General features: G+C 62.5%; 13 protein-coding genes. 4 read left to right on the top strand and 9 right to left on the bottom strand.

Annotated elements, in window-relative coordinates; all coding sequences use genetic code 11:
• Positions 1-115: 115 nt before the first annotated feature.
• The 9 genes from RBH19_RS06350 to RBH19_RS06310 all read right to left on the bottom strand — a co-directional run bounded on the left by RBH19_RS06350 (position 116) and on the right by RBH19_RS06310 (position 11,950).
• Entirely contained in the window at positions 116-883 is a 768-nt protein-coding gene (locus RBH19_RS06350) for an SDR family NAD(P)-dependent oxidoreductase (RefSeq protein WP_306727987.1), read from the bottom strand.
• Positions 884-1,149: 266 nt separating this feature from the next.
• The gene (locus RBH19_RS06345; protein ID WP_306727986.1) at positions 1,150-2,076 is read right to left on the bottom strand and encodes a hydroxymethylglutaryl-CoA lyase; all 927 of its coding nucleotides are present in this window, start codon (positions 2,074-2,076) and stop codon (positions 1,150-1,152) included.
• 247 nt (positions 2,077-2,323) lie between these two features.
• Positions 2,324-4,312 carry an acetyl/propionyl/methylcrotonyl-CoA carboxylase subunit alpha gene (locus RBH19_RS06340; RefSeq protein ID WP_306727985.1) on the bottom strand — a complete coding sequence of 663 codons (1,989 nt, stop codon included), beginning with the start codon at positions 4,310-4,312 and terminating at the stop codon, positions 2,324-2,326.
• A gap of 284 nt (positions 4,313-4,596) precedes the next feature.
• Positions 4,597-5,391 carry an enoyl-CoA hydratase/isomerase family protein gene (locus tag RBH19_RS06335; RefSeq protein ID WP_306727984.1) on the bottom strand — a complete coding sequence of 265 codons (795 nt, stop codon included), beginning with the start codon at positions 5,389-5,391 and terminating at the stop codon, positions 4,597-4,599.
• A 259-nt stretch (positions 5,392-5,650) separates the two neighbouring features.
• Positions 5,651-7,261, bottom strand: coding sequence for a carboxyl transferase domain-containing protein (locus RBH19_RS06330; protein ID WP_306727983.1), 1,611 nt, complete (start codon positions 7,259-7,261; stop codon positions 5,651-5,653).
• A gap of 383 nt (positions 7,262-7,644) precedes the next feature.
• Positions 7,645-8,829, bottom strand: coding sequence for an acetyl-CoA C-acyltransferase (locus RBH19_RS06325; RefSeq protein WP_306727982.1), 1,185 nt, complete (start codon positions 8,827-8,829; stop codon positions 7,645-7,647).
• Positions 8,830-8,923: 94 nt separating this feature from the next.
• Positions 8,924-9,292, bottom strand: coding sequence for a four helix bundle protein (locus RBH19_RS06320; RefSeq protein ID WP_306727981.1), 369 nt, complete (start codon positions 9,290-9,292; stop codon positions 8,924-8,926).
• Between the two features lie 120 nt (positions 9,293-9,412).
• The gene (locus RBH19_RS06315) at positions 9,413-10,579 is read right to left on the bottom strand and encodes an isovaleryl-CoA dehydrogenase (protein ID WP_306727980.1); all 1,167 of its coding nucleotides are present in this window, start codon (positions 10,577-10,579) and stop codon (positions 9,413-9,415) included.
• A gap of 267 nt (positions 10,580-10,846) precedes the next feature.
• Positions 10,847-11,950 (bottom strand): Glu/Leu/Phe/Val dehydrogenase dimerization domain-containing protein, encoded by a 1,104-nt coding sequence (locus RBH19_RS06310; RefSeq protein WP_306727979.1) that lies wholly within the window; start codon positions 11,948-11,950, stop codon positions 10,847-10,849.
• 408 nt (positions 11,951-12,358) lie between these two features.
• Between RBH19_RS06310 and RBH19_RS06305 the strand changes: the two genes are divergently transcribed.
• From RBH19_RS06305 to RBH19_RS06290, 4 genes are all read left to right on the top strand, one after another.
• Positions 12,359-15,799 carry a methylmalonyl-CoA mutase family protein gene (locus RBH19_RS06305; RefSeq protein ID WP_306727978.1) on the top strand — a complete coding sequence of 1,147 codons (3,441 nt, stop codon included), beginning with the start codon at positions 12,359-12,361 and terminating at the stop codon, positions 15,797-15,799.
• Between the two features lie 110 nt (positions 15,800-15,909).
• Positions 15,910-17,859 carry a S9 family peptidase gene (locus RBH19_RS06300; RefSeq protein WP_306727977.1) on the top strand — a complete coding sequence of 650 codons (1,950 nt, stop codon included), beginning with the start codon at positions 15,910-15,912 and terminating at the stop codon, positions 17,857-17,859.
• Positions 17,860-18,253: 394 nt separating this feature from the next.
• Complete coding sequence (locus RBH19_RS06295) at positions 18,254-20,857, top strand: TonB-dependent receptor plug domain-containing protein (protein ID WP_306727976.1); 2,604 nt, start codon at positions 18,254-18,256, stop codon at positions 20,855-20,857.
• A 202-nt stretch (positions 20,858-21,059) separates the two neighbouring features.
• Entirely contained in the window at positions 21,060-22,001 is a 942-nt protein-coding gene (locus tag RBH19_RS06290) for a class I SAM-dependent methyltransferase (protein WP_306727975.1), read from the top strand.
• The last annotated feature ends 100 nt before the right edge of the window (positions 22,002-22,101 follow it).

Here is a 22,101-nt window from a genome sequence, read left to right as displayed (position 1 = left end):
TGGGTCTTGAAAAAGCGTTGTCGGGGGGAGGAGTGGAGGCGGGTAGAGAAAGGCCCCGACCGCTGACGCTGTCGGGGCCTGCTTGCAGCTCGAAATAAGCCGGCCTCCGGCCGGTTTATTTTGCTTGCATGCGAATGCCGCCATCCAGGCGGATGGTGGTGCCATTAAGGTTGATGTTCTCGCACACGGCCTCGACCATCTGGCCGAATTCTTCCGGCTTGCCCATGCGAGAGGGGAAGGGGATCTGGCTGTTGAGCGACTCCTGAACCTCTTCCGGCAGGCCATCCATCATGGGGGTGTAGAAGATGCCCGGGGCGATGGATACGGCGCGCACGCCGATGCGGGAGAACTCGCGTGCCAGGGGCAGCATCATGGACGACACGCCACCCTTGGAAGCGGAATAGGCGGCCTGGCCGATCTGGCCCTCGAAGGCGGCCACGGAGGCGGTGCTCACCAGCAGGCCACGCTCGCCGTCTTCACGCGGCTCATTCTCGGCCATCTTCTCGGCGGCGGCCTTGAACAGGTTGAAGGTGCCGACGAGGTTGACGGAAATGACCTTGGCGAAGAAGTCACTCGGCATGGGGCCCTTGCGACCCAGCACCCGCCCGGCGCCGATGATGCCGGCACAGGCCACGGCCACATCGATTCGACCGAACTTCTCCACCGCCTGCGCCACGGCTCCGTTCACGGCCGCTTCCGAGGTCACATCCGTCTGCACGAAGATGGCCTTGTCGCCCAGCTCCTTCGCCGCGGCCTGACCCTGTTCCTCGTTCACGTCCAGCAGGGCGACCGAGCCACCGGCTTCCACAAAGCGTTTGGCCGTGGCAAAACCCAGCCCGGAGGCACCACCACTGATGACGGCGTTGAGGTTTTCGAATTTCATTGCTGACTCCTTGGGTGAAATGAAAAACCAGCCTCGCGCAGAGACGCAAAGACGCAGAGAAAGATGGATTACGGGCCAGCGCAAACCTGCTGCGGGAGAGGCTTTAGCCCCGACTGTGTTATCAGATAGCAGATATCGAGGCTAATGCCTCTCCCACAACGGCCGCTTCAGTCGCCCAAAATGCATTGCCTTCTCTGCGTCTTTGCGTCTCTGCGCGAGATCATTTTTATTGCATGTATTCGGTGTGTTCGTCGGTTCCCATGTTTTTAGCGCCAGTTCAAAGGCGCAAGCGCCTTCTCCACCGGGATCCGGCCCAGCTTGCTGGCCGGTTCGCAGCCCAGTTCGCGGCTGATCCAGACGGCGGTGGCGTGGAGCTTTTCCAGATCCACGCCGGTCTTGATGCCCATGCCTTCCAGCATGAAGACCACGTCTTCAGTGGCCACATTGCCGGAGGCGCCATCGGCATAGGGGCAGCCGCCCAAGCCGGCCACCGAGGCATCCACCGTGGCCACCCCCAGTTCCAGGCAGGCCTGTATGTTGGCCAGAGCCTGGCCGCGGGTGTCGTGGAAATGAATGGCCAGCCTGTCCATGGCCACGCGTTCGGCCACGGTGGCCAGCATGGTCTGTGCCTTGAGTGGCGTGCCGGAGCCGATGGTGTCGCCCAGGGACACCTCGTAACAACCCATCTTGATCAGTTTCTCACTGACCTCGGCCACGGCCGTGGCCTCGATATGCCCCTCGTAGGGGCAGCCCAGCACACAGGAGACATAGCCCCGCACCCGGATGCCCTTGTCCTGCGCCAGCGCCATGACCGGCATGAAGCGTTCCAGGGATTCGGCAATGGAGGCGTTGATGTTCTTCCTGTTGAAGCTTTCCGAGGCGGCGGTGAACACGGCGATTTCCTCCACCCCGGCTTTCACTGCTCCTTCCATGCCCTTCATGTTGGGCACCAGCACGGGATAGTGAACACCGGTCTTGCGCTTGATGCTCGGAAACAGCTCGGCGGCATCCCCCAGCTGCGGAATCCACTTCGGGCTGACAAAGCTGGTCGCCTCCACCACCGGCAGACCGGCATCGGCCAGACGATGGATCAGCTCGCGCTTGGTTGCGGTCGGGATCGGTTCGGCCTCGTTCTGCAGGCCATCGCGAGGGCCCACCTCGACCAGCTTCACGGATTGGGGGTAGTCTGCCATTTGGGTGCTCGCGTTGTGTTCAGGTGCCTTACGGGAAGCTTTCTGAGTGAACAGTTCCCAGTTCCCAGTGAACAGTGGGCCGTGCCAATGGAACGGCCAACTGTTTTCTGCCAGGCCGTTGCCAAATGGAATCTTGAGTGCACATGTATCTCGCCGAAGCGGCACAGTGTCTCTTAGGGCAGGGCCCGCTGTTCACTTTCATCTGTTCACTGGGAACTGTTCACTGTTCACTCCCGCTGGTGGACATTCAGCCCTCCGGCTGAATGTCCACCAGCGGGACTTCGGCTTCGACCATGTCGCCTTCGCCGTATTTCAACTTTTCCACCGTGCCGGATACGCCGGCCTTGACGGTGAATTCCATCTTCATGCCTTCCAGCACCAGGATGGGGTCGCCGGCTTCCACCCGGTCGCCTTCCTTCACGTGCACGGCGACAATGCGGCCGGGCATGGGGCTGCCGGGGTGGGCTTCATCGGCAGCAGCACCACCGGCGGCGGCGTAGGGGTCGATTCGTTTCAGGACATGGGTCAGGCCGGCCTCGGTGATCTGCAGATCCTGCTCGTCGGCCAGCACCTCGAAGCGCTTCACATGACCGTCGATGGCCAGCACCAAGGCCTCCGGTTCCACTTCCACCAGCTCCACCGCCAGGGAGTCCTCGCCAAGGCTCAGGGCCCACTGCTCGGGGCCCACACTCTGCAGCCAGACATCCTGTTCCTCGCCGGCGGTGGCAACGCGCACCCGCAGGCCGCCGTCGCCCGAGACACGCCAGCCATCCGGCTGGGCCCAGGGGGAGGTGGGGTCTTCTTCGTCTTCGTTGTCGAGCTCAAGCTCCATCTGGCGATACACTGCAGCCGCGGCCAGGACGCCAGTGGAGGGAGAGGGGATCGTGGTCCAGTCGGCCAGGCGCTCATCCACCATGCCGGTGTCCATGTCGCCGGCGGCGAAGCGCTCGTCGGCGGCGATGGCCCGCAGCAGGGAAAGATTGGTTTCCAGACCGAACACAGCGGTGCGTGCCAGGGTTTCACGCAGACGGCGCAGGGACTGTTCCCGGTCCTCATCGAAGACGATCAGCTTGGCCACCATGGGATCGTAGTGAATGCTGATCTCATCACCGGCCTCCACGCCGGAGTCCAGGCGCACACCGTCCTCGTCCTCGGGGCAGTCGAAACCCCGAATCACACCGGTGGCAGGGAGGAAGCCATCGGCGACCTTCTCGGCATAAAGGCGCACCTCGAAGGAGTGACCGAACTGTTCCACCTCATCCTGTTCCATGGGCAGTGGCTTGCCGGCGGCCACCCGCAGCTGCCATTCCACCAGGTCCAGGCCAGTGGTCATTTCGGTGACCGGATGCTCCACCTGCAGGCGGGTGTTCATTTCCATGAAATAGAAGCCGCCGTCGGCCCCCATGATGAACTCCACCGTGCCGGCATTGATGTAGTCCACGGCCTTCGCGGCGTTAACGGCCGCTTCGCCCATCTTCGCCCGCAGACTATCGTCGAGAGCCGGGGAGGGGGTCTCTTCCACGATCTTCTGGTAGCGGCGCTGCAGGGAACATTCCCGCTCGAAGAGGTGGATGACATTGCCGTGGCTGTCGCCGAAGACCTGGAACTCGATATGCCGTGGCTGCTCGATGAATTTCTCCAGCAAGACCCGGTCATCGCCGAAGCTGGATTTGCCCTCGCGGCGGGCGCCATCCAATGCGGCCTGCAGTTCCTTTTCCTCATGCACCACGCGCATGCCCTTGCCGCCGCCACCGGAGACGGCCTTGATCATGAGCGGAAAGCCGATCTTCTTCGCCTCGCTGATCAGGGTCTCGTTACTCTGGTCATCGCCGTGGTAGCCCGGCACCACCGGCACACCGGCCGCTTCCATGATGCGCTTGGAGGCCGACTTGGAGCCCATCTTGTCGATGCTGTCCGGCTTGGGGCCAATGAACACAATGCCGGCCTTGTCACAGGCCCGGGCAAAGTCGGTGTTCTCGGACAGGAAGCCATAACCGGGGTGTACCGCCTCGGCGCCCGTTTCCTTCGCCACCTCAAGAATGCGTTCGGCATTGAGGTAGGATTCGGCCGCGGCCGCCGGGCCGATGTGCACGGCCTCGTCCGCCAGGCGCACATGACGGGCGCCGGCATCGGCGTCGGAGTAGACCGCCACGGTGCGGATGCCCAGGGCATGGCAGGTATCCATGACACGGCAGGCGATTTCACCGCGGTTGGCTATGAGGACTTTCCGGAACATGGTTTTCCTTCCTCAGGTCATTGGGCCGGTATTCGCTGCCCCGGCTTTGTAAAGATATTAAGTGAACAGTTCCCAGTGAACAGTGGGTGGGGCGCTGTTCTTCTGTGGGAGCGGCATTTCTGCCGCGATCAGGGCTTCGATATGCCTCCTGTCGCGGCAGGAATGCCGCTCCCACTGTTATTTGCTTAAGATTGCGAGCAGCATGGCAACTGCCTATCAGGCAACAGTAGGCCTTTCGGCAGGCACGGCCGACTGTTCACTGGGAACTGTTCACTGTTCACTGTTCACTTCTCAACCCAATTCGGTGCCCGCTTCTCCAGAAACGCCGACAGGCCTTCCTGGCCTTCCCGCGACACCCGCAGCTGGGCAATCAGGCGCGAGGTTTTCATCTTGGCGGCTTCCCGCGCGGAGATGCCCTGGCCGTGGATGCTGTCGATCAGCTCCTTGCTGGCGCGCAGGGCATTGGGGCCGCCCTTGAGCAGACGCTTGACATGCTTGTCCACGGCTACGTCCAGCTGGTCGGCGGCCACGCACTCATGCACCAGACCGATGCGCTCGGCCAGCTCGGCGTCCATGGCCTCGCCGGTCATGAAGAAGCGCCGTGCCTGGCGGGTGCCGATGGCGCGGATCACGAAGGGGGAGATGACGGCGGGCACCAGGCCCAGGCGCACCTCGGTCAGGGCAAATTTCGCCTCGGCCACGGACACCGCGATGTCACAGCAGGCCACCAGTCCCACGCCACCGCCAAAGACCGAGCCATTGATGCGGGCCACGGTGGGCTTCTGCAGGCCGTCCAGGGTCCACATCAGCTCGGCCAGGCGCAGGGAGTCTTCCAGGTTCTCGTCTTCGCTGTACTCCGCCATGGAGCGCATCCAGTTGAGATCCGCCCCGGCGGAAAAGGACTTGCCCTCGCCGGTCAGCACCACCACGCGAACCGAGTCATCGTTGTTCAGCTTCGAGAAGGTGGCCGTCAGTTCCTTGATCACATCCTGGTTGAAGGCGTTGTGCTTCTCGGGACGGTTCAAGGCCACTGTTGCAACGCCAAGGGCGTCGATCTTGACTTGAACTTGATCAGACATTGTTCTTCCCCCGGGGGTTGTTGAGTGAACAGTTCCCAGTTCCCAGTGAACAGTGGGGCCGTGCCTTTTCTGGTGGGAGCGGCATTCCTGCCGCGACTGGGGCTTCGATATGTCTCCTGTCGCGGCAGGAATGCCGCTCCCACAACTAGCGCCCCCGCAGTTGCCATTCAGCATGACGACTGCCCATCAGGAAACAGTAGGCCTCTCGCTTGGCACGGCCAACTGTTCACTGGGAACTGTTCACTGTTCACTTCCTGTCTTACATCCGGAACACACCAAACCCGTTCGGTTCATCAATCGGCGCATTCAGGGCCGCCGAGATCGCCATGCCGAGAACGCGTCGTGTATCCATGGGGTCGATGATGCCGTCATCCCACAGACGCGCGGTGGCGTAGTAGGGATGGCCCTGGTCTTCGTACTGTTCGCGGATGGCATTCTTGAATTGCTCTTCCTCGGCTTCGGGCCATTCCTTGCCGCGAGCTTCCAGGCCGTCGCGTCGGACGGTGGCCAGCACCGAGGCGGCCTGTTCGCCGCCCATGACCGAAATCCGCGAATTGGGCCACATCCACATCATGCGGGCACCATAGGCGCGGCCGCACATGGCGTAGTTGCCGGCCCCGAAGGAGCCGCCGATGACCACGGTGAACTTGGGCACGCTGGCGGTGGCCACGGCGTTGACCATCTTGGACCCGTCCTTGGCGATACCGGCGTTCTCGTACTTCTTGCCCACCATGAAGCCGGTGATGTTCTGCAGGAACACCAGTGGAATGCCACGCTGCTCACAGAGCTGAATGAAGTGCGCGCCCTTCTGGGCCGATTCGGAAAACAGGATGCCGTTGTTGGCAATGATGCCCACCGGATAGCCGTGGATGCGGGCAAAGCCGGTCACCAGGGTCTTGCCGAACAGGGCCTTGAATTCGTGCATTTCGGAACCGTCGACGATGCGGGCAATGATCTCGCGAACATCCACCGGGTGACGGGTTTCCTTCGGGGTGATGCCGTAGAGGTCCTCGGCCGGGTAGATCGGCTCCACCGGTTCGGCCAGATCCAGGTCCACATACTTGCGACTATTGAGGCTGGCAACGATGTCACGGCAGATGGACAGGGCATGGGCGTCGTCTTCCGCCAGGTGGTCGGCCACCCCGGAAATGCGGGTATGTACCTCGCCGCCGCCAAGGGACTCGGCGTCCACTTCCTCGCCGGTGGCGGCCTTCACCAGGGGCGGGCCACCGAGGAAGATGGTGCCCTGTTCCCTGACGATGATGGCTTCATCCGACATGGCCGGCACATAAGCGCCGCCGGCGGTGCAGGAGCCCATCACCACGGCGATCTGGGGAATGCCCTCGGCGGACATCTGGGCCTGGTTGTAGAAGATGCGCCCGAAGTGTTCCTTGTCGGGGAAGACCTCGTCCTGCAGGGGCAGGAAGGCCCCGCCGGAATCCACCAGATAGATGCAGGGCAGGCGGTTCTCGCGGGCGATTTCCTGGGCCCGCAGGTGCTTCTTCACCGTCATGGGGTAGTAGGTGCCGCCCTTGACCGTGGCGTCATTGGCCACGATCACCACCTCCCGGCCACGCACCCGGCCAATGCCGGTGATCATGCCGGCGGCGGGCGCGGCATCGTCGTACATGCCGTGGGCGGCCAGGGGCGAGAACTCGAGGAAGGCGCTGCCACTGTCCAGCAGGGCTTCGATGCGTTCCCGTGGCAGCAGCTTGCCCCGGTCGGTGTGCTTCTTGCGCGCACGCTCACCGCCGCCCTGGGCGGCCCGGCTCAGCTGATCCTTGAGATCCGCCACCAGCCCTTCCATGTGTTCGGCGTTGGCCTGGAAGGTTGCGTCAGAGCGGTCTATTGTCGTCTTTAGGACGGGCATCCCTAATCCTCTTGTTTCGTGCAGATTAAGCAGGTCCACGGATTAAGTGAACAGTTCCCAGTTCCCAGTGAACAGCAAACCCTTTGAGCTTGGTGCCTGCGGGAGAGGCTTTAGCCTCAATTCAGGATTTCGGACTGTACTGAAGCTCTGAAAATGGTGAGCCTGTAGTCTTCCCCGGAGCAGCTGTTCACTTTCATCTGTTCACTGTTCACTCGCGCTTGAGAAGCTTACAGCCGCTCAAGCGCGAATGCCGCTCCCACAACTAGCACCCCGCAGTTGCCATTCAGCATGGCGACTGCCTGTCAGGAAACAGTAGGCCTCTCGCTTGGCAGGGCCAGCTGTTCACTTTCATCTGTTCACTGTTCACTTCGCTGTAGAGCGGCTTACAGCCGCTCTACAGCGATGGCCGTCGCTTCACCGCCACCAATGCACAGGGAGGCGATGCCGCGCTTGCCGCCGTTGCGCTTGAGACTGTGCAGCAGGGTAGTGATGATGCGGGCACCGGTGGCACCAATGGGGTGACCCAGGGCACAGGCACCGCCATTGATGTTCAGCTTCTCCCGCGGGATGCCCACATCGTGCATGGCGGCCATGGCGACCACGGCAAAGGCCTCGTTGACCTCATACAGGTCCACATCATCCACTGACCAGCCGAGTTGTTTCTGCAGGGACTGGATGGCACCCACCGGCGCGGTGGTGAACCATTCCGGCTCCTGGGCGTGGCCGGCGTGACCGACAATGCGGCCGAGCGGCTCAAGGCCGCGCTTCTCGGCTTCCGAGGCCCGCATCATCACCAGCGCCGAGGCGCCATCGGAAATGGAGGAGGAGGTGGCGGCGGTAACCGTGCCGTCTTTCTTGAAGGCCGCGCGCATGGTGGGGATCTTGTCCACATTGCACTTGCCGGGCTCTTCGTCGGTGTCCACCACGGTTTCGCCCTTGCGGCCCTTGATGGTGACCGGGGTGATTTCGTCCTTGAAGTAACCCTTTTCGACCGCGGTCTGGGCCAGCTTCACGGATTCGATGGCGAACTCGTCCTGGGCTTCGCGACTGAAACCGTATTTGTCGGCGCAGGTCTCGCCGAAGCCGCCCATCATCTGCCCGTCATAGGGGTTCTGCAGGCCATCGAAGAACATGTGATCGATGACTTCCTGATGACCCATGCGCATGCCGCCGCGGGCCTTGGGCAGCAGATAGGGGGCGTTGGTCATGGATTCCATGCCACCGGCCACGATCACCTCGGCGGAGCCGGCGGCGATCAGGTCATGGCCCATCATCACGGCCTTCATGCCTGAGCCGCAGACCTTGTTGATGGTGGTGCAGCCGGCGCCCTTGTCGATTCCGGCACCCAGGGAGGCCTGACGGGCCGGCGCCTGGCCGAGACCGGCCGGCAGCACACAGCCGAAGATGACTTCGCTGACGTCCGTGCTACCCAGCTTGGCGTCTTCCATGGCGGCCTTGATGGCGGCCGAACCCAACTGCGGGGCCTGGGCGCCGGAAAGGCTGCCCTGGAAAGAGCCGATGGGGGTGCGGCGCGCCGCGACGATGACGATGGGATCGGTGGTGGGCATGTTTGGCCTCCTCAGGTGATTCTGGAATTCGGTTTCTCTAGAAAACTTTTAGTGAACAGTTCCCAGTTCCCAGTTCCCAGTGAACAGAAAACCGTCAGGCTTCGTACGTGCTGCCAGGCTCTTCGGCAATCGTGGAGGTTTGGAGCGATCGCAGCATTGCGCTCAACTCGCGTGTTTCCCTGATCCAGACCTGACCCTGTTCTCTATTCAGGTATTCAGCTTCAATGCCGATGTATAACTGGGTTCGAAGCTCGCCGCATGAACCCAGCGCATACTTCAAATACTGTGAAAACTCCCGTTTGCTGTTTCTTTCCCAGCCTTCAGCGATGTTGCTCGATATCGACAAGGCAGAGCGGGTGATCTGGTCGCGGAATGCAAAATCCTTCAGCTCCCGCAGTGCCTTATATAATTCAGCACTCAGTCGAGCTGATCGTTTCCAGACCTCCAGATCCTCAAACCGCATCCTTGCATCCTCTTCTCTGCCTGTCCTTCTCAAGCTATCCGAAGCAGCTCGGCCTATGAGTTAGCACGGCCAGCTGTTCACTGGGAACTGTTCACTGTTCACTCGCATCGGCGCCTAAATTCAAGGACTCATCGCATTGAACAGCTCGCGGCCGATAAGCATCCGCCGAATCTCATTGGTTCCGGCGCCGATGTCGTACAGCTTGGCATCCCGCAGGATGCGGCCGGTGGGGTATTCATTGATGTAGCCATTGCCGCCCAGGGCCTGGATGCTTTCCAGTGCCACCTTGACGGCGGATTCGGAGCAGTACATCAGACAGGCGGCGGCATCCCAGCGCACCTGCTCGCCCCGGTCGAAGGCCTCGGCCACCCGGTAGGCGAAGGCGCGGGAGGATTGCAGGGCGGTGTACATGTCGGCGACCTTGGCCTGCATGATGCCGAAGGCGCCGATGGACTTGCCGAACTGCTTGCGCTCGTGCATGTAGGGCAGCACAACATCCATGCCGGCCTGCATCAGGCCAATGGGGCCGCCGGACAGCACCAGGCGCTCCGAGTCCAGGCCGCGCATGAGGATGTAAACCCCCTCGTTGACCGTACCCAGAATGTTCTCTTCGGGAATCTCGCAGTCTTCGAACACCAGTTCGCAGGTGTTGGAGCCACGCATGCCGAGCTTGTCCAGCTTCTGGGCGGTGCGGAATCCCTTCATGCCTTTCTCGATCAGAAAGGCGGTGACGGTCTTGGAGCCCAGGTCCTTGTTGGCGGTGCGCATGTAGACGATCAGCACATCGGCCTCGGGGCCGTTGGTGATCCACATCTTGTTGCCGTTGGCGACCCAGACATCACCCTTCTTCTCGGCCCGGCAGCTCATGGAGCCGACCACGTCGGAACCGGCACCCGGCTCGGACATGGCCAGGGCACCCACCCACTCGCCGGAGCAAAGCTTGGGCAGGTATTTCTGCTTCTGTGCTTCCGTGCCGTTGAGGAAAATGTTGTTGACGCAGAGGTTGGAGTGGGCGCCGTAGGACAGGCCGATGGAACCGGAGGCCCGGGAAATCTCTTCCATGCAGACCAGGTGCGCCAGATAGCCCATGTCCGAGCCGCCGTATTCTTCCGATACGGTCATGCCCAGCAGGCCCATCTCCCCCAGCTTCTGCCACATTGCCTGGGGAAATTCGTTCTTCTCGTCCACCTCGGCGGCGATAGGCGCAATCTCACTCTGGGCAAAGCGCTCCACCGACTCGCGCAGCATGTCCAGTTCTTCGTTGATGTGGGTGTTGATGACGGTCATTGGGGTCTCCCCATGAATTCAGTGAACAGTTCCCTAGAAGGGAAGTGAACAGTTCCCAGTTCCCAGTGAACAGTGAGCGTGTAGCGGTTCTTCCGTGGCAGCGGCGTCCGTCGCTCCCGCAGTGACCATTCAGCACGCGTACTGTCTATCCGGAAACAGTAGGCTTCTCGGCTGGCGCGGCCAGCTGTTCACTGTTCACTCAAGCAATATCGAAACCGGCAGACCACATCCCTGTCGATCTGCCTGCCGAAGTCTCCGGTGTGGCCCTCAGGCCTTCGGCCGACGGCCGGAGGCGCGCTTGGAGCGCTGCTCCACGTGCGGCAGCTTGACGTGGCTCATGGCTTCAATGCGTTCTTCGGCCAGGCGATCCGCGGCCTGCCAGCTGGGGATGCTGTCCCGGTCGGCAATCTCGAAGATCTTCTCGATGATGTCGTAGATGCCCTTGACCTGGCGGTAGGCCCGATCCTTGTTATAGCCCTGCAGCTCAATGGCCACGTTCATCAGGCCACCGGCGTTGATGGCGTAGTCCGGGGCGTAGATCATGCCGCGCTTTTCCAGTTCGGTACCGTGGCGTTCCTCGGCCAGCTGGTTGTTGGCGGAACCGGCCACGATGTCGCACTTGAGGCGCGGAATGGTGTCGTCGTTGACCGTGGCGCCCAGGGCACAGGGCACGTAGACATCGCAGTCCACGTCATAGATGGCGTCCAGATCCACGATCTCGCAGCCCATCTCGCGGCATTCCTCGAGGCGCTTTTCGTTCATGTCGCAGACGGTGACCTTGGCACCGGCCTCACGCAGGGTGCGGATGATGTGGATGCCCACATTGCCGGCGCCCTGAACAGCGTAGCTGGCCTTGGACAGGTCCGTGTGGCCGTACTTGCGGTTCAGGCAGGCCTGGATGCCGCGAATGGTGCCGTAGGCCGTGAGCGGGGAGGGGTCACCGCCACCGCCATGCACTTCGGGCACGCCCACCACGTTGTCGGTCTCGGCAAAGATGTATTCCATGTCGTTGACGGTGGTGTTCACATCCTCGGCGGTGATGTAGCGCCCGCCCAGGGAGTCGATGAACTTGCCCAGCGCGCGGAAGAAGGCCTCGCTCTTGTCCTTCTTGGGGTCGCCGATGATGACGGATTTGCCGCCACCCAGGTTCAGGCCGGACACGGCCGCCTTGTAGGTCATGCCGCGGGACAGGCGCAACACGTCGGTCAGTGCCTCGTCTTCGCTCTCATAGGGCCACATCCGCAGGCCGCCGAGGGCGGGGCCGAGTACGGTGTTGTGGATCGCCACGATGGCTTTGAGGCCGCTCTCCTTGTGATGGAAGAACACGACCTGCTCATGACCCATCTGTTCTGCGGTGGCGAAAAGCTCCATATTGTCCTCCTGAGACGGAAATAAACCGGTTCGGCCTGCCCGGCCACTGTTCGTGACCAGCGGCCAGGGTCGCGCGCGACGCTGGCGGACTGGTCATTCCGGCGGCTGGGGTTGCGCCGCACCACCGCGTCATTGCGGGGGGCGGAAAGGCCTGTCGGACGCGGCCCGGGGGCCGCTGTTTTTGCGTGTGGCCGGCCCCATCGGGGTCGACCGCCTGGTTTCGGGAGCGCGAATTATAGCAGGACGAACGCCCTTGCCACGTATTCGTTTGAATTTGCCGTTGCTGCCCGGAGAAGGGCGATTCGCTTATGAAGGGGCAGGGCGGCTATAATTGGGGGCTCGAAAAAAATCCTCACTGGCTGAAAAGCCTTTTCAGTCAGTGTCTTGCGATCAAACCGGAGGATCCCGATGGGTACTGCCGCCTCTCAGATCGAGGGCCGAAGCACCGCTGAAGACACGGTGCCGCTGCGCTTTGTCACCGCCGCTTCCCTGTTTGACGGCCATGATGCCGCCATCAACATGATCCGGCGCATCCTGCAGTCCAACGGGGCCGAGGTGATCCATCTCGGTCACAACCGCGCGGTGGCCGACATCGTGCGCGCCGCCATCCAGGAAGATGCCGACGGCATCGCCGTGTCCTCCTACCAGGGCGGGCACATGGAGTACTTCAAATACATGGTGGACATGCTGCGCGAGCAGGGTTGCGAGCACATCCGCGTGGTGGTGGGCGGCGGCGGCACCATCGTGCCGCACGAGATCGCCGAGCTGGAAGAATACGGGGTCGAGAAGGTCTATACCCCCCATGACGGCATGTCCATGGGCCTCAAGGGCATGATCGAGGATGTCTTCGAGCGCGTGCGCGCCTGGAAGAAACCGGATTTCGAGCCGGCCCGGGGCGACAAGTCCGACCACATCAGCGTCGGCCGCACCCTTTCACTGATCGAGCAGGCCTCGGATGACGAGGCGGCCCTGCAGGAGATGGCCAAGGAATGGCAGGCCACCGCCAACCGGCCTCCGGTGGTCGGCATCACCGGCACCGGCGGGGCCGGCAAGAGCTCCCTGACCGACGAGCTGCTCAACCGCTTCCGCCGCTTCTTCCCGGATCTGGACATTGCCGTGCTGGCGGTGGATCCCACCCGCCGGCGCACCGGGGGCGCCCTGCTGGGCGACCGCATCCGCATGAATTCCCTGATGGACGAGCGCATCTTCATGCGCTCCATGGCCACCCGCCGGGCCCATTTCGCCACCAGCGCGGCCATCAAGGAGTCCATCCAGTACCTGCGCTCCTGCGGCTTCGGCCTGATCATCCTGGAGACCGCCGGCATCGGCCAGAGCGACTCCGAGGTGGTCGATCTGGTGGATTATTCTCTCTATGTGATGACCAGCGAATTCGGCGCCGCCAGCCAGCTCGAGAAGATCGAGATGCTGGATTTCGCCGACATGATCGCCATCAACAAGTTCGAGAAGCGCGGCTCCAAGGACGCCCTGCGGGACGTGCGCAAGCAGTGGAAGCGCAATCACCTGGCCTTTGACAAGGGCGAGGACGAAATCCCCGTCTATCCCACCATCGCCAGCCAGTTCAACGACCCGGGCATGAACCGCCTGTTCAAGGCCCTGGTGAACGGTTTTACCGAGAAGCTGGACCTGGCCGCCGACCGCTGGAAGGTGGACGCCGAGTTCCCGGAAGTGGACGTGGAGCGCCAGGCCCTGATCCCGCCCTCCCGTGAGCGCTATCTGGCCGAGATCGCCCAGACCGGCCGCCGGGCCCACGAGGCCGCGGATCACGCCGCCGAGGCGGCGTCTCGCGCCCATGCCTGCTACGAGGCCCTGAAGACCCTGGAAGACGAAAAGCTGCCCGAGCCGCTCGATCCTTACGCCGGCGAGGCCCTGACCGAGGGCGACGACAACAGCTTGCGCACCCTGCGCCAGCGCTATAACGCCGCACTGGATGACATCGGCGAGGAGGGCCGCAAGCTGCTCAAGGCCTGGCCCGAGCGCCGTGATGCGGCCCGCAGCGAGACCTTCTCTTACAAGGTTCGCGGCAAGGAAATCACGGGCGAGAACTACAGCGAGTCCCTGTCGGGGCTGAAGATCGCCAAGATCGGCGTGCCGCGCTACCGCGACTGGGGCGACATTCTCAAGTGGCGGATGGAAGAGAACCTGCCCGGTGAATACCCCTTCACCGCCGGTGTCTATCCCTACCGCCGCGAGGGCGAGGACCCCACCCGCATGTTCGCCGGGGAGGGCACGCCCGAGCGCACCAACCGCCGTTTCCACTATGTGGCCGGCGGCCAGCCCTTCACCCGCCTGTCCACCGCCTTTGATTCGGTGACCCTCTACGGCGAAGACCCGGACGAGCGCCCGGACATCTACGGCCGAATCGGCAACTCCGGGGTGTCGATTGCCACGGTGGACGACATGAAGAAGCTGTATTCCGGCTTCGATCTGCTGGCGCCCACCACGTCCGTGTCCATGACCATCAATGGCCCGGCCCCCATCATCCTGGCCATGTTCATGAACGCGGCCATTGATCAGCGGGTGGAGAAGTACCTGAGCGATGAAGGTCGCTGGGATGAGGCGAAGAAAAAGATAAAGACCCTGTTCAGCGACGGCGAGGCCCCGGAATACGTAGGCGATCTGCCGGCAGGACACGGCAGCCGTGGCCTGAATCTGCTGGGCGTGCCGGGGGATCAGCTGGTGGAGCCGGCGGTCTATGAAAAGCTCAAGGCCGAGGCCATCCAGACCGTGCGCGGCACGGTGCAGGCGGACATTCTCAAGGAAGACCAGGCCCAGAACACCTGCATCTTCTCCACCGAGTTCGCCCTGAAGATGATGGGCGATGTTCAGCAGTATTTCTCGGACAACAATGTCCGCAATTTCTACAGTGTCTCCATCAGCGGCTACCACATCGCCGAGGCCGGGGCTAACCCCATCACCCAGCTGGCCCTGACCCTGTCCAATGGCTTCACCATCGTGGAGTACTACCTGGCCCGGGGCATGGACATTGATGACTTCGCGCCCAACCTGAGCTTTTTCTTCTCCAACGGCATGGACCCGGAGTACGCCGTGATCGGCCGGGTGGCCCGCCGCATCTGGGCCCGCGCCATGCGGGACATCTACAAGGGCAGCGAACGCTCCCAGAAGCTCAAGTACCACATCCAGACCTCCGGGCGCTCACTGCACGCCCAGGAAATCCAGTTCAACGACATCCGCACCACCCTGCAGGCCCTGTATGCCCTGTACGACAACTGCAACAGCCTGCACACCAACGCCTACGACGAGGCCATCACCACCCCCACCGAGGAATCGGTGCGCCGGGCCATGGCCATCCAGATGATCATCAACAAGGAGCTGGGGCTGAACAAGAACCAGAACCCCATCCAGGGCTCCTTCATCATCGAGGAACTGACCGACCTGGTGGAAGAGGCCGTGTACCAGGAGTTTGAGCGCATCGCCGAGCGGGGCGGCGTACTGGGCGCCATGGAAACCATGTACCAGCGCGGCAAGATTCAGGACGAGAGCCATTACTACGAGCAGCAGAAGCACGACGGCTCCCTGCCCATCGTCGGCGTGAACACCTTCCAGCCGCGGGAAGACGCCGAGGAAGAGGAAGAAATCGAGCTGATCCGCTCCACCGAAGAAGAGAAGCAGAGCCAGCTGCGCAACATCCAGAGCTTCTGGCGCCACAACGAGGAGAAGGCCGCCGAGCGCCTGGAGCGCCTCAAGCAGGTCGCCTCCGAGAATGGCAATCTCTTCGCCGAGCTGATGGAGGCGGTCAAGTACTGCTCACTGGGTCAGATTACCCATGCCTTGTATGAAGTGGGCGGGCAGTATCGCCGCAACATGTAATCAATAATGTCATTGGCAGCGGGACGGCCGCCTGTTGGCGGCCCGCCCCGGCTGCCGTCGCAACACCGGCCCCCGGGCCGGACAACCACAGCTGATCCTTGGGGGGATTTATGCGTTTTTTCCATTGCCTGGCCCTGGTGCTGGGTCTGAGCCTCTCCGTCCATGCGGACACCATCCCGCTGGAAGATTTCGTCAAGCACAATGAATTTCGCAGCGTGGCCCTGTCACCCGACGGTCGGCATCTGGCCGTGGCCGCCCCGGCCGGCGACCAGACCGGCCTGGCCATTCTCGACATTTCCGACCCCGAGCGCATGCAGGCCACAGCCTCCATGCGCATGCGCCGGAATGAGCACGTCGCCCAGGTATTCTGGGTGAATAACGAGCGGGTGCTGTTCACCACCAATCGCGAGGCGGGTACGCTCTACCAGCCCATGCCCACGGGGCGCATCTTCGGTATCGATGTGGATGGCGGCAACCAGAGACTGTTGTTCGGTAATTACGATGGCGACTATGTCATGCGGCGCGCCAACGTGGTTTCCCTGCTGCCGGATGAGCCTCGTCACATCCTGCTGCAGAGTCAGGCCTTCGGTGCCTCGGGGGCGGAGCTCAAGCCCCGCGTCATGAAACTGGATGTTCTGCGGGGGCGAACCACGGTTCAGGATGAGAGTCCGCTGGATAATGGCGGTGTCATTGCGGATCAGGAGGGCGTGGTTCGCTTTGCTCATGGCAGCGACGAAGAGGGCAATGCCCAGTATGCCTATCGCGAGAGCAAGGACAGCCTCTGGCGCGAGTTCGAAAGCGATTTCGAGGCCAACAGCCTGTCCGTCTTCGGTTTCGGTCCGGAAGGTCGGGGCATCTATCTGAGTACCCGTGAAGCCGATCGCATGGGCTTGTACCGTCTCGACACCAAGTCGGGTGAAGCCGAACTGCTGATTGCCCACGATAATGTGGAGATCGGCGGTTTCGCCTCCCTGATCGGCAGTGATGTGCTGTGGGATCGGAGCGGCCAGGCGGTGATCGGTGCGGTCATTGAGGATGGCCGGCCCCAAATGCATTTTGTTGACCCGGAGGAGGAAACCAGCCGCATTCAGCGGGCCATTGCCCGGGCCTTTCCGGGGCAGTTCGCCCGTGTCGTGAGTTTTGCGCGGGAGGCCGACCGGGCTATTGTCCAGGTGGACGCCGATATCCTGCCGGCCGGCTGGTATCTGTTTGACCTGGAATCCATGGCCGCCCGTTTCCTCCTGGACGCCCGTCCCTGGGTCAATCCCGAGCTGATGCAGCCCATGGAGCCCATCCGCCTGGAGGCCCGTGACGGTCTGGAGCTGCATGGCTATCTGACCCGGCCGCGTGGTGCCGAAGAGGACGAAGCACAGCCCATGGTGGTAGTGGTGCATGGTGGCCCCCACGGCCCGCGTGACTTCTGGCGTTATGACCCCGAAGTGCAGCTGCTCGCCCATCATGGCTACGCAGTGCTGCAGGTGAATTTCCGCGGCTCCGGCGGCTATGGCAAGGCCTTCGAGGAGGCCGGTTACCGGGAGTGGGGCGCGGCCATGCAGGATGACGTGACCGATGCCACCCTGTGGGCCATCGAGCAGGGAATCGCCGACCCGGAGCGCATCTGCATCTACGGGGGCAGTTACGGTGGCTACGCCACGGCCATGGGCCTGGTGCGGGAACCGGATCTCTACGCCTGCGGTGCGGCCAATGTGGGCGTTTATGATCTGCCGCTGATGTTCGAAGAGGGGGATATCCCACAACGACCGCAGGGCGTGGCCTATCTGCGGCGTGTGCTGGGCACCGACGAGGCGGAGTTGCAGGAACGTTCGCCGGCCCGGCGGGCAGACGAAATCACCGCGCCCCTCTATCTGGCGCATGGGGAAGAGGACATTCGCGCCCATATCGCCCATTTCCACTTCTTCATGGAGCAGCTTGACGAGGCCGGGGTGGATTACGAAAGCCGCCTGTTCGAAAACGAGGGGCATGGCTACTACAAGGTCGAGAACCGCAAGACCTACTACCAGGATCTGCTCGACTTCTTTGCCCGCCATATCGGCGACTGAGCCGGAGCTCAGGCCCGGCCCCCCTTTTCCGGGGGGGGCGGGCCCCGCTCTTCCGGCTGATGCGGCGATACAACAGACAGTTGGTCCGCGCATCTCGGCCCGATTGTTGTTTTTTTCACAGCGGATGATCCGGTTTTGGCTCCGCGCTCCTCTCCGGCCAGCAATGACAGGCCTTCCGGACCGGAAGGCCCCCGCCCATTTTTTTGCAACAAACCCCTTTTCTTCTGGCTTCAGTCTGCTAGTATCGGCAGCTGAAGGAGCATGTTGCCTGTTCGCTACACGTTGCACAGGGATTGTGTGACCGTTCAGGCGACACAGCAGTAACCGCTGACGGGATGTGCCCGCAGCGGCCACTGACACGAATACAACCTCGTTCGCTTAGGAGGATTGATCGATGAAATCCAATAGCATGCTGCGTAACGCAGTGCGCATGGCCCTGGCTTCGGGCATGGCCACTGCTTTCGTCGCTCCGGCCGCCATGGCCCAGGACAACGACGAAGAAGCACGTGAGCTGGACCGCGTCCAGGTTACCGGTTCGCGCATTCAGCGTACCGACCTGGAAGGTTCTCTCCCGGTGACCACGATTGACCGCGAGCAGATCGAGCTCAGCGGTGAGTCCAACGCCGCCGACCTGATCCGGAACATGCCGTTCAACTCGTCCGGTTCCTATCGTCCCCAGTCCGGCTCCTCCTTCGGTGGTGCCGCCCTGGTGAGTCTGCGTGGTATCGGTGCCGACCGCACCCTGGTGCTGATCGACGGCCGTCGTCAGCCCAAGTCCCCGCTGACCGGTTCCACCAATGACCTCAGCACCATCCCGCTGGGCGCCATTGAGCGCATCGAGATCCTGTCCGACGGTGCTTCCGCCGTCTACGGTTCCGACGCCATCGGTGGTGTGATCAACGTCATCCTGCGCACCGACTTCGAAGGTGCCGAGCTGATGATCGGTGCCGCCGATGTGGATCCGGAAGGTGGTGACCGTCGTGAAGGTCATGCCGTGTTCGGCACCTCCGGCCCCTCCGGCCGCATCATTGCCGGTGCTTCCTGGAACAGCCGCGACATCATCTTTGCCCGCGACTTCCCCTGGTACACCCCGGGTGGTTCCATCTACGGCAACAACTACACCACCCTCACGGGCGGTTTCGACAACTTCGACTGGACCGCCCTGCCGGGTGCCTGTGAAGAGATGGGCAGTGATGCCTTCTATACCCTGGGCAGCATTTGTGCCTACAACTTCGCCCTGGTGTCCGCGGACGAAGCCTCTTCCGGCAACAAGTCCGCCTTCGTCAAGGCCGACCACTACATCAATGATGACTGGTCCGTCTGGATGAACATCAACGTGAACAAGGGTGAGTCCTTCGGCCGTTACGCGCCGGTGCCGGATTCCACCTTCTTCGGCAGCCCGCTGAGCGCAGACAGCCTCAACAACCCGACCAACCCGGACGGCTACTTCGGCGACCAGACCGGCCTGCCCCAGCAGGAAGTCAACATCTGGCACCGCTTTGACGCCCTGGGCAACCGTGACAACTTCATCAACACCGAAGTGGCCGACCTGATGGTGGGCACCACCGGTTACGTGGGTGGCATGGAAGTCGAGTTCGGTGGCCGTCAGACCTACAACAAGGTCTACGACATCGGTGAGAACTACCTGGTTCGTACCACCGCCTTCAACTACATCGAAGACGGCATCTACGACCTTTCCGATCCCTATGGCAACCCGGACGACGTCCTGAACGCCATGAAGGCCACCATCTCCCGCATCGCCCGTTACGACCAGCAGGAGATCTTCGGTTCCATCGCCTTCGACGCGGGCGCGACCGGTGCCGGTCCCATGCAGTGGTTCGTCGGTGCCGAGTACCGCACCGAAGACTACGAAGACCGCTACGACTCCCTGTCCGAAGCCGGTCAGATCGGTGGTTCCGCCGGTAACAGTGCCGGTCTGGATCGCGACGTGACCTCCGTCTTCGGTGAGGGTCTGGTGCCCCTGACCGATCGCCTCGAGCTCAACGTGGCCGGTCGTTTCGACAGCTACAGCGACTACGGTGATGACTTCTCGCCCAAGCTGTCACTGCGCTGGGACGCCACCGATGACCTGGTGATCCGTGGTTCCTACGGCCAGGGTTTCCGCGCTCCGTCGCTGGATATCCTGTCCCAGCAGACCGCCTTCTCCGCCGACTCGGTGCGTGACCCGCAGACCTGTGAGGCCCAGGGCCAGCCGGCAGACTGTACCACCCAGATCAATGCCTACCGCATTGCCAACCCGGATCTGGAGTCCGAGAAGTCCGAGCAGTTCTCCATCGGCGCTGCCTGGGCCCCGGTTGACTGGTTCAACGGTACCCTGGACTACTACCGCATCGAGATCGATGAGCGGATCGCCTTCTTCTCGTCCCAGAACCTGATCAACCGTGAACAGCGCGGCGATCCGATTCCTCCGGGCCTCGGCATCACTCGCGCTCCCTCCGGTGCGATCACCGAGATCCTCACGGGTTACGGTAACGAAGGTGAGCTGAAGACTGACGGTGTGGATATCAACCTGCGTGCCAACACCGAGTTTGGCGGTGGTCGCTTCCAGACCAACCTGCAGGCCTCCTACGTGCTGGGCTTCAGCATCGATGATGGTCCGGATCTGTCCGGTGACCCCGGTCTGCCGCGGATGCGTGCCACCTGGTCCAACCAGTACTCCATCGGTGATTTCAGCTTCGCCTGGAACGTCAACTACATCGGTAACCAGTGTGACCAGGTTGCCAATGTGGAATACGTGACGGCGCCGGAGCTGGGCACGGTGCGTGAGTGCCGTGGCAATGTGCCCTCCTGGGCCACCAACGACGTGCAGTTCAACTACTTCACGCCGTTCGATGGCCGGGTGACCCTGGGTGCCCAGAACGTCGGCAACAAGATGCCCCCGGTTGGCCTGGGTAACATCGGCAGCCGCGACTACGACTTCAACCTGTACAACGGTTATGGTCGTATCGTGTATGCCCGTTACACCCAGTCCTTCTGATCGGGCTGAGTTGACGCAAGTCGGGAAAGGCGGGCCTTCGGGTCCGCCTTTTCTTTTTGTGGGGCAGCATGGTGATCCGGGTCAGTGATCCGCTTAAGGTCGAGGCCTTGTTCCATCCCCTTGTCATCGGACGATGATGAATCGGTGCCATGGCGAAGGGATGGAAGAGGGCCGGCGAGTGAGGAAAAGGAGAGTGGAGTCAATGGCAAGTGGCCGCAGTGAGCACTGGAGTGACTTCTGGGCCAGTGGTGCCCTGACGTCCCTGCCACAGGATTTTTCCGGCAACTACGATGGGGAGCTGGCGGCCTTCTGGCAGCGTGAATTCGAGGCCTTGCCGCCCTCTGCCCGTCTCCTGGACGTGTGCACCGGCAATGGGGCGCTGGCGGTGCTGGCGGCCGAGTACAGCGCCCGTCAGGCCCGTTCATTTCATATTACCGGCCTGGATGCCGCCCGCCTGCAACCCCGGCGCATGGCCGAATCCCACCCCGAAGCGGCCGCCTTTCTCGAGCCCATTCGTTTCATCGACCAGACCCCGCTGGAGTCGGCGAGCTTTCCGGCCGGCCAGTTCGACTTCATCATGAGCCAGTACGGAATCGAGTACTGTGACTGGCCCAGGGCTGCCGAGCGAGTCGCCAGGTGGCTGTCGTCGGGGGGCTGTTTCAGCCTGGTGGCCCACGCGGCGGACTCCGCCATGATCGAGCGCATGGGCCGGGAAGAGGCCGAATATGACTGGCTCGAGCAGCAGGGGCTGATGCCGGCACTGGCGCAATGGCTTGCCGCAGAGATCGACGCAACTGTCTTCAGGCAGTCCATGGCGGCACTGCAGCCTGTGCTTGAGCGGGAGGCCAAGAAACGTCGTTCCCCCTTGCTGGCCAATGCCCTGAATATGGCCGTGGCGACCGCTCGCATGGATGAGGCGGCGATGCAGCGGCGCGAACAGGATTTCCGGGGCTTTCACCAGCAGCTCCGCCTGGGACGGGCCCGCTTGCGCGACTTTTTGCGTGTCAATCGTGCCATTGCCGCCGATAGGCAGTGGTACCGGCCCTTCCTGGAGGCCGGGCTCCGCCTGCGGGACAGTGGCGACATCCTCTATCGCGGGCGCCATCACGCAGGGCGCTTTTATCGCTTTCAGAAGGACGATTAAATGGGTCCGGCGGCGCCCTGAGCCTGTCTTGTCCGGGCCGGGCTGGCTGGTTACCATGATTTCAAGGTGAGACCGGCCGACACGGCCGATCCGTCAGTGT

Origin of the sequence: Natronospira bacteriovora (assembly GCF_030848495.1) — a bacterium.
GTDB classification, from domain to species: domain Bacteria; phylum Pseudomonadota; class Gammaproteobacteria; order Natronospirales; family Natronospiraceae; genus Natronospira; species Natronospira bacteriovora.
This window is presented reverse-complemented; position numbering and strand designations above follow the sequence as displayed.

Bases quoted from the DNA above. Each gene is read 5' to 3' on its own strand.
- RBH19_RS06350 (WP_306727987.1), bottom strand. From the start codon at position 883: ATGAAATTCGAAAACCTCAACGCCGTCATCAGTGGTGGTGCCTCCGGG.
- RBH19_RS06345 (WP_306727986.1), bottom strand. From the start codon at position 2,076: ATGGCAGACTACCCCCAATCCGTGAAGCTGGTCGAGGTGGGCCCTCGC.
- RBH19_RS06340 (WP_306727985.1), bottom strand. From the start codon at position 4,312: ATGTTCCGGAAAGTCCTCATAGCCAACCGCGGTGAAATCGCCTGCCGT.
- RBH19_RS06335 (WP_306727984.1), bottom strand. From the start codon at position 5,391: ATGTCTGATCAAGTTCAAGTCAAGATCGACGCCCTTGGCGTTGCAACA.
- RBH19_RS06330 (WP_306727983.1), bottom strand. From the start codon at position 7,261: ATGCCCGTCCTAAAGACGACAATAGACCGCTCTGACGCAACCTTCCAG.
- RBH19_RS06325 (WP_306727982.1), bottom strand. From the start codon at position 8,829: ATGCCCACCACCGATCCCATCGTCATCGTCGCGGCGCGCCGCACCCCC.
- RBH19_RS06320 (WP_306727981.1), bottom strand. From the start codon at position 9,292: ATGCGGTTTGAGGATCTGGAGGTCTGGAAACGATCAGCTCGACTGAGT.
- RBH19_RS06315 (WP_306727980.1), bottom strand. From the start codon at position 10,579: ATGACCGTCATCAACACCCACATCAACGAAGAACTGGACATGCTGCGC.
- RBH19_RS06310 (WP_306727979.1), bottom strand. From the start codon at position 11,950: ATGGAGCTTTTCGCCACCGCAGAACAGATGGGTCATGAGCAGGTCGTG.
- RBH19_RS06305 (WP_306727978.1), top strand. From the start codon at position 12,359: ATGGGTACTGCCGCCTCTCAGATCGAGGGCCGAAGCACCGCTGAAGAC.
- RBH19_RS06300 (WP_306727977.1), top strand. From the start codon at position 15,910: ATGCGTTTTTTCCATTGCCTGGCCCTGGTGCTGGGTCTGAGCCTCTCC.
- RBH19_RS06295 (WP_306727976.1), top strand. From the start codon at position 18,254: ATGAAATCCAATAGCATGCTGCGTAACGCAGTGCGCATGGCCCTGGCT.
- RBH19_RS06290 (WP_306727975.1), top strand. From the start codon at position 21,060: ATGGCAAGTGGCCGCAGTGAGCACTGGAGTGACTTCTGGGCCAGTGGT.